Annotated in this window: 7 protein-coding genes; 1 reads left to right on the forward strand and 6 read right to left on the reverse strand. The window is 57.1% G+C overall.

Annotation, left to right across the window (positions count from 1 at the left end):
• The 6 genes from VNZ60_RS06655 to VNZ60_RS06680 all read right to left on the reverse strand — a co-directional run.
• Positions 1–639 (reverse strand): lyase family protein (locus tag VNZ60_RS06655; protein WP_325657642.1); only part of this gene is annotated, 639 nt, incomplete at its 3' end.
• A gap of 129 nt (positions 640–768) precedes the next feature.
• Positions 769–1,494: an amino acid ABC transporter ATP-binding protein gene (locus VNZ60_RS06660; protein ID WP_325657643.1), complete on the reverse strand. Its 726-nt coding sequence runs from the start codon at positions 1,492–1,494 to the stop codon at positions 769–771.
• On the reverse strand, positions 1,491–2,243 hold the full coding sequence (locus tag VNZ60_RS06665; RefSeq protein ID WP_325657644.1) for an amino acid ABC transporter permease: 753 nt from the start codon (positions 2,241–2,243) through the stop codon (positions 1,491–1,493). The genes VNZ60_RS06660 and VNZ60_RS06665 overlap by 4 nt, the downstream gene beginning before the upstream one ends.
• Before the next feature lie 37 nt (positions 2,244–2,280).
• Positions 2,281–3,060: a basic amino acid ABC transporter substrate-binding protein gene (locus VNZ60_RS06670; RefSeq protein WP_325657645.1), complete on the reverse strand. Its 780-nt coding sequence runs from the start codon at positions 3,058–3,060 to the stop codon at positions 2,281–2,283.
• Positions 3,061–3,187: 127 nt separating this feature from the next.
• Positions 3,188–4,099 (reverse strand): arginase, encoded by a 912-nt coding sequence (gene rocF, locus VNZ60_RS06675; protein ID WP_325657646.1) that lies wholly within the window; start codon positions 4,097–4,099, stop codon positions 3,188–3,190.
• 58 nt (positions 4,100–4,157) lie between these two features.
• Positions 4,158–5,225 carry an ornithine cyclodeaminase gene (locus tag VNZ60_RS06680; RefSeq protein ID WP_325657647.1) on the reverse strand — a complete coding sequence of 356 codons (1,068 nt, stop codon included), beginning with the start codon at positions 5,223–5,225 and terminating at the stop codon, positions 4,158–4,160.
• Between the two features lie 136 nt (positions 5,226–5,361).
• Between VNZ60_RS06680 and VNZ60_RS06685 the strand changes: the two genes are divergently transcribed.
• Complete coding sequence (locus tag VNZ60_RS06685) at positions 5,362–5,829, forward strand: Lrp/AsnC family transcriptional regulator (RefSeq protein WP_211465246.1); 468 nt, start codon at positions 5,362–5,364, stop codon at positions 5,827–5,829.
• Positions 5,830–6,059 lie beyond the last annotated feature (230 nt).

Raw genomic sequence — 6,059 nt, forward strand, 5'->3', positions numbered from 1 at the left:
CGGGAAAGTGGTGCCGGCCAGGGCGGCGGCGCCCAGCGGCAGGCGGTTGACGCGCTTGCGGCAATCCTGCATGCGTTCGGCGTCGCGGCCGAACATTTCGACATAGGCGAGTACGTGATGGCCGAAGGTGATCGGCTGCGCGACTTGCATGTGGGTGAAGCCGGGCAGGATGGTGTCGGCGTGCTGTTCGGCCAGATCCAGCAGGGCCAGGCGCAGTTCGCGCAGCAGGCCGCTGATGTCGTCGATGGCGCCGCGCAGGTAGAGGCGGATATCGGTGGCGACCTGGTCGTTGCGGGAACGGCCGGTATGCAGCCGTTTGCCGGCGTCGCCGACCAGTTCGGTCAGGCGCTTTTCAATATTCAGGTGAACGTCTTCCAGATCCAGCAGCCATTCGAACTTGCCGGCGGCGATTTCGCTTTGGATCTGGCTCATGCCTTTCTGGATCGCTGCATAGTCGTCGGCGCTGATGATTTTTTGATACGCCAGCATCTCGGCATGCGCCAGCGAGCCTTGGATGTCGACCGCGGCCAGGCGCTTGTCGAAAAATACCGAGGCAGTGTAGCGTTTGACCAGATCGGAGACCGGTTCAGAAAAACGAGCCGACCAGGCTTCGCCTTTTTTAGAGAGTTGTGCTGTCATGATTGAGTATTGAACCGGGGAGTATTGAAACGAGGATTGAATCGTGGGTTGGACATAAGTGAAAATAAGCGAAAAATTCCGTCGCTGCTGTCCGCATGCGCAGCGACGGCGAACATCCATCTACAGGAACTACAGCAGTACCTTCCGCAGAAAGTCGCGCGTGCGTTCATTGCGCGGCTCGCCCAGTACCTGCTGCGGTGGCCCTTGTTCCATGATGACGCCCTGATCGATGAAGAATACGCGGTCGGACACATCGCGCGCGAAACCCATCTCGTGCGTGACTACCACCATCGTCATTCCCTCGCCGGCCAGCGCCTTCATCACGGTCAATACTTCGCCCACCAATTCCGGATCGAGCGCCGAAGTCGGCTCGTCGAACAGCATGACCTTGGGTTCCATCGCCAGCGCCCGCGCAATAGCCACCCGCTGTTGCTGGCCGCCGGACAGCTGGTTCGGAAACGCATCGATCTTTTCCAGCAGGCCAACCTTCAGCAACAGCTTTTCCGCCACCAGCGTTGCATCCTTGCGCGACATCTTCTTGACCTGCATCGGCGCCATGATCAGATTTTCCAGCACCGACATGTGCGGAAACAGGTTGAAGCGCTGGAATACCATGCCGACGCCGGCCCGCATCGCGTTCAAGTCGATGGTGGGATCGTTGACCTTGACGCCGTCGACCAGGATTTCGCCGCCGGAAGCCTCTTCCAGGCCGTTCAGGCAACGCAGGAAGGTACTCTTGCCCGAGCCCGAGGGGCCGATCACGCACACCACTTCGCTTTCGGCGATATCGCAATCGATGCCGCGCAGGATGTGGGCGTTGCCGTAGTTTTTTTGCAGTTGTTTAACGTGTATCACCGTGCATCACCTTTGCCATATCTTTTCTCAAGATGCTCGACGAACGCCGACAGAAGCAAGGTGATGCCCCAGTAAATCAGCGAAATCGTCAAATACGGTTCCCAGTAGCGCGCATAGGCGCCGGAGACCGTGCGTGCGGCGTAAGCCAGTTCAGCCAGGCCGATCGCCGAGGCCAGCGACGAATCCTTGACGATGGCGATCGCGTTGTTGCCCAGCGGCGGCAGCATGCGCCGGAACGCCTGCGGCAGCACCACCTTGCGCAAGGTCTGCAGATAGTTCATCCCCAGCGAACGCGACGCTTCGCTTTGGCCGCGATCGATAGACTGGATGCCGGCCCGGAAGATCTCCGATACGTAGGCGCCGGAGTTGAGCGAAATCGCCAGCACCGCCGACAGGAAAGCGCCGTATTGCGAACGGATCTCGCGCGCCAGGTCGCCGCTGACGATCAAGCCGCCGCTCGGATTGATCAATAAGGGCATCAAAGCGAAGTGGATCAGCAGGATTTGCACGAACAGCGGCGTGCCACGAAAGAAGCTGACATAGAAACGCACCGGCAACTGCACTGCGTAACGCAGGAAATATTTATAGAACCCATGCCGGGCTTCGGCCAGGCGGCCAACGCCCAGCACCAGACCCAGCAAGGTGCCGGCGATCACGCAAATGACCGCGGCCTTCAGCGTCATCCAGGTACCTTCGATGAACAACGGCAGGTACTCTTCAATGATTTGCCAGTGGAATGAAGAAAACATAATGTAATCCGTGTAGAGGAATCAGATCTTGCGCGGATTATTGCAACGGCAGGGTTGGCACATTGTCGTCAAACCATTCCTTGTAGATCTTGGCGTAAGTGCCGTCGGCAACGATTTTCTTGAGGCCGGCGTTGATCTTGTCGAGCAGGACCTTGTTACCCTTTTGCACCGCCATGCCGAAATACTGGCGCGTAAACTTGTTGTCGCCGACCACCTTGAATTTCTTCTCCGGATGGCTCTTGATGTAGAACTTGATCACGCCGACATCGCCGACCGCCGCATCGACGCCGCCGCGGTACAGTTCTTCCAGCATCAGCGGTGTATTGTCGAAGCGGTGAATTGCCACGTTATTCTTGCCGATCTCCTCCGAGACGACGATGTCGCCGGTGCTGGAATTAACTACGCCGACCTGCAGTTTCTTCAAGTCCGCCAGGCCGGTCACCTTCGGTCCGTCGCCGACGATGATCACTTGATCGGCAGGGAAATAGGGCAAGGAAAAATCGACCATCTCCTTGCGCTTGTCGGTAATCGTGATGCCGGAAATCAAGATGTCGCGGTCGCCTTGGTTGACGGTGGCGAAAATCCCTTCCCAAGGCGTGCTGACCAGCTTGATGTTGAAGCCGGAAGCCTTGCTGACCGCCTTGATGATGTCGATGTCGAAGCCGACCAGTTCCTTCTTCGCTGTCTCGAATTCGAACGGGCGGTAGGTGCCGCCGGCGCCGACGACATAAGTCTGATCGGCGGCGTGGACTGCGACGGCTGGCAATGCAAAGGCCAGAACGCTGCTGGCAAGCAAGGCAAATTTCTTGAACGACATGGTGCTTCTCCCGGGTTGATGAAATGTACTAAATGTTTTAATTAGATGTGAATATCGACTGTGTAAATCGGATGGTGCATTCTTGTCTTCGGATAAGCCAGTATCGTGCCAACTCGTGCCAACCGATTCAGGCGCGGATCAGGGTCGATTTGCCGAACAGGCTTTCGACCAGTTCAACCACCAGCTCAGCGGTCTGGTTGCGCACATCGCAGGCCGGATTCAATTCCATGATGTCGAGCGACGCCAGGCGTCCGGTATCGGCGATCATTTCCATGCACAACTGGGTTTCGCGATAGGTCGGCCCGCCGGGCACTGCAGTGCCGACGCCAGGCGCAAACGATGGGTCGAGGAAATCGATGTCGAAGCTTACGTGCAGATGCGTATGTTCGTCGATCTGCGCCAGCGCCTGCTCCATCGTAGCGCGCATGCCGTACTCATCGATATAGCGCATGTCGAAAACCTTCAATCCCAGTTCGTGCATATGTTGCTTTTCTTCACGGTCGACGCTGCGTATGCCGATTTGCCGTATCACATCCGGCTGCAGCGCCGGCACTTGGCCGCCGATGCTGACCAGTTGTTGCGGGCCGCGCCCCAGCAGGCAGGCTACCGGCATGCCGTGGATGTTGCCGGTCGGGGTCGAGGCGCTGGTATTGGCGTCGCCGTGCGCATCCAGCCACAACACGATCAGCTTCTTGCCTGTCTCCCTGCAATGCTGGGCCACTGCGGCGATCGAGCCGATTGCCAGCGCGTGGTCGCCGCCCAGCAAGACCGGCAACTGGTTGTCGCGCAAGGATCCCAGTACCGCCTCATGGATGCTGCGATTCCAGGCGCTTACTTCGGCCAGATGGCGAAAGCCGTCGACCGGCGGCAGTTGCGGATTGGCCGGGCCGTCCAGGTTGCCGGCGTCGTTGACCTGCAAGCCATGCTGTTGCAGCGCCTGCTGCAGGTTCGCCACTCTCATGGCTTCCGGCCCCATCGAGGCGCCGCGCCGGCTGGCGCCGATGTCGCTTGGCGCCCCAATCAATCTGATTGTCTTCATCAAAATCCCATGCTTAATTGTTTTTATTAATATTTGTTGCTTGATACTTGTCATCTAATCAGGCGAGCACGACGGCGGCCGGCGACCGGCTTGGTTGCACCGGAATCCCTGCGATTGCCGCACCATACAAGTTTTTCGGATCGGCCAGTTGCGGGATCAGATCGATCGTTTGTACGTAGTCATCGCCCAATTGTTGGTCAAGATACCGCAATGCGGAAAAATCTTCCAGCGCAAAACCGACAGAATCGAACACGGTGACTTCCTCGGCAGAGTCACGGCCGCTAGCGACTCCGGACAGAACTTGCCAGAATTCCGTCACTGGGAAATCCGCCGGCATCTGTTGCAATTCACCCTCGATGCGCGATTGCGGCTCGAATTCGACAATCACGCGCGCCATCTTCAAGACATCCTGGTGCAACTCCGTCTTGCCCGGACAATCGCCGCCCACCGCGTTCAAATGCATGCCGGGCTCGATCATCTCCGGCGTCAGGATCACCGCATTACGCTTGTCGGCCGTCACGGTTGTGACGATATCGGCGCCGCGCACTGCCTCGGCAATGCTATTCGCGCGGACAATCCGCAAGCCGCTATCAGCATAGGCGGCAAGATTGTGGCACAGCTTTTGCGTGGCAGAAGGATCTACATCGAATACGCGCAATTCCTTGATGCCGAGCAAGCGGTGGAACGCGATTGCCTGGAATTCGCTTTGCGCGCCGTTGCCGATCAGCGCCATGGAGCGGCTGTCTTTGCGCGCCATATGACGCGCTGCCAGCAACGAGGTTGCTGCGGTGCGCAGCGCCGTGGTCAGTGTCAATTCGCTAAGCAGATGTGGATAACCGGTGTTGACGTCGGCCAGTACGCCGAAGGCGGTAACGGTCATCAAGCCATCGTTGGTGTTTTGCGGATGTCCGTTGACGTATTTGAAGGAATATAAGTTGCCGTCGGTAATCGGCATCAGTTCGATCACGCCGACCGCAGAATGGCTGGCCAGCCGCGCAGTTTTTTCAAACTGCGACCAGCGCAGATAATCCTCCTCGATATAAGCCGCTAGAGACTCGATGACGCGCTCGACAGGATTGCTGGCGAGAAAGGTTTGCAGTTCGTGGATTCCGATGTATTTGACCATGATCGATAGTGCTTGGGGTAGCCTTGGTTGATTTCGATGCAGGAAATTTTACATATAAATACTAGAAATTTGCGTTCGTTATTGTGTAGATTATGTGGGAAATACGCAGCTTTATTGCATCAAAATGGAAAACATCATGGACAAGATCGATAAAAAAATTCTCGAATTGCTGCAAGAAGACGGCCGCACCAGCAATGTCGAGCTCGGTGAAAGCATTCATCTTTCGGCGCCACAATGCTTGCGCAGAGTCAGGGCGCTGGAAGAACAAGGAGTGATTCGTCGTTATGCGGCGCTGGTGGCGCCGTCGGCAGTTGGCTTGGGCGTTGTGGCTTTCGTCGCACTGTCGCTGGATCGCGATCAGTTCAAGCAGGTGCGCGAAGTCGAGAAAGTAATCAAAGCCTTTCCGGAGATCATCGAGTGCTTCACGATTTCCGGCGACTTCGACTATATGCTCAAAGTGGTTTCACACGACCTGAAAAGCTTGTCGCATTTCTTGACCGACAGATTGATGCAGGTGCCGGGCGTGGCTGGCGTGCGTTCCATGATCTGCCTGGAGGAAGTCAAACCGTTGTCGAGTTTGCCGATTGAGATGGAGTATCTTTGATGCAAAACAGCGCTGGCGCGTGCTGATGGCTGGAAGCATTGCGCTTCCAGCCATTTTGGCGCTTGAATTGACGTTTGATTCAGCGTTCTATTCAGCCCAGTTGCTGCCGCAAATGCTGGATCGCCAGCCGCACCTGGCGCGGTGCAGTACCGCCGATATGATCGCGCGCCGCCACTGAACCTTCGAGTGTCAGCACCTGGAATATATCGTCGTCGATCAGGGACGAGAAT

Origin of the sequence: Collimonas sp., assembly GCF_035566375.1 — a bacterium.
Lineage (GTDB): Bacteria > Pseudomonadota > Gammaproteobacteria > Burkholderiales > Burkholderiaceae_D > Collimonas.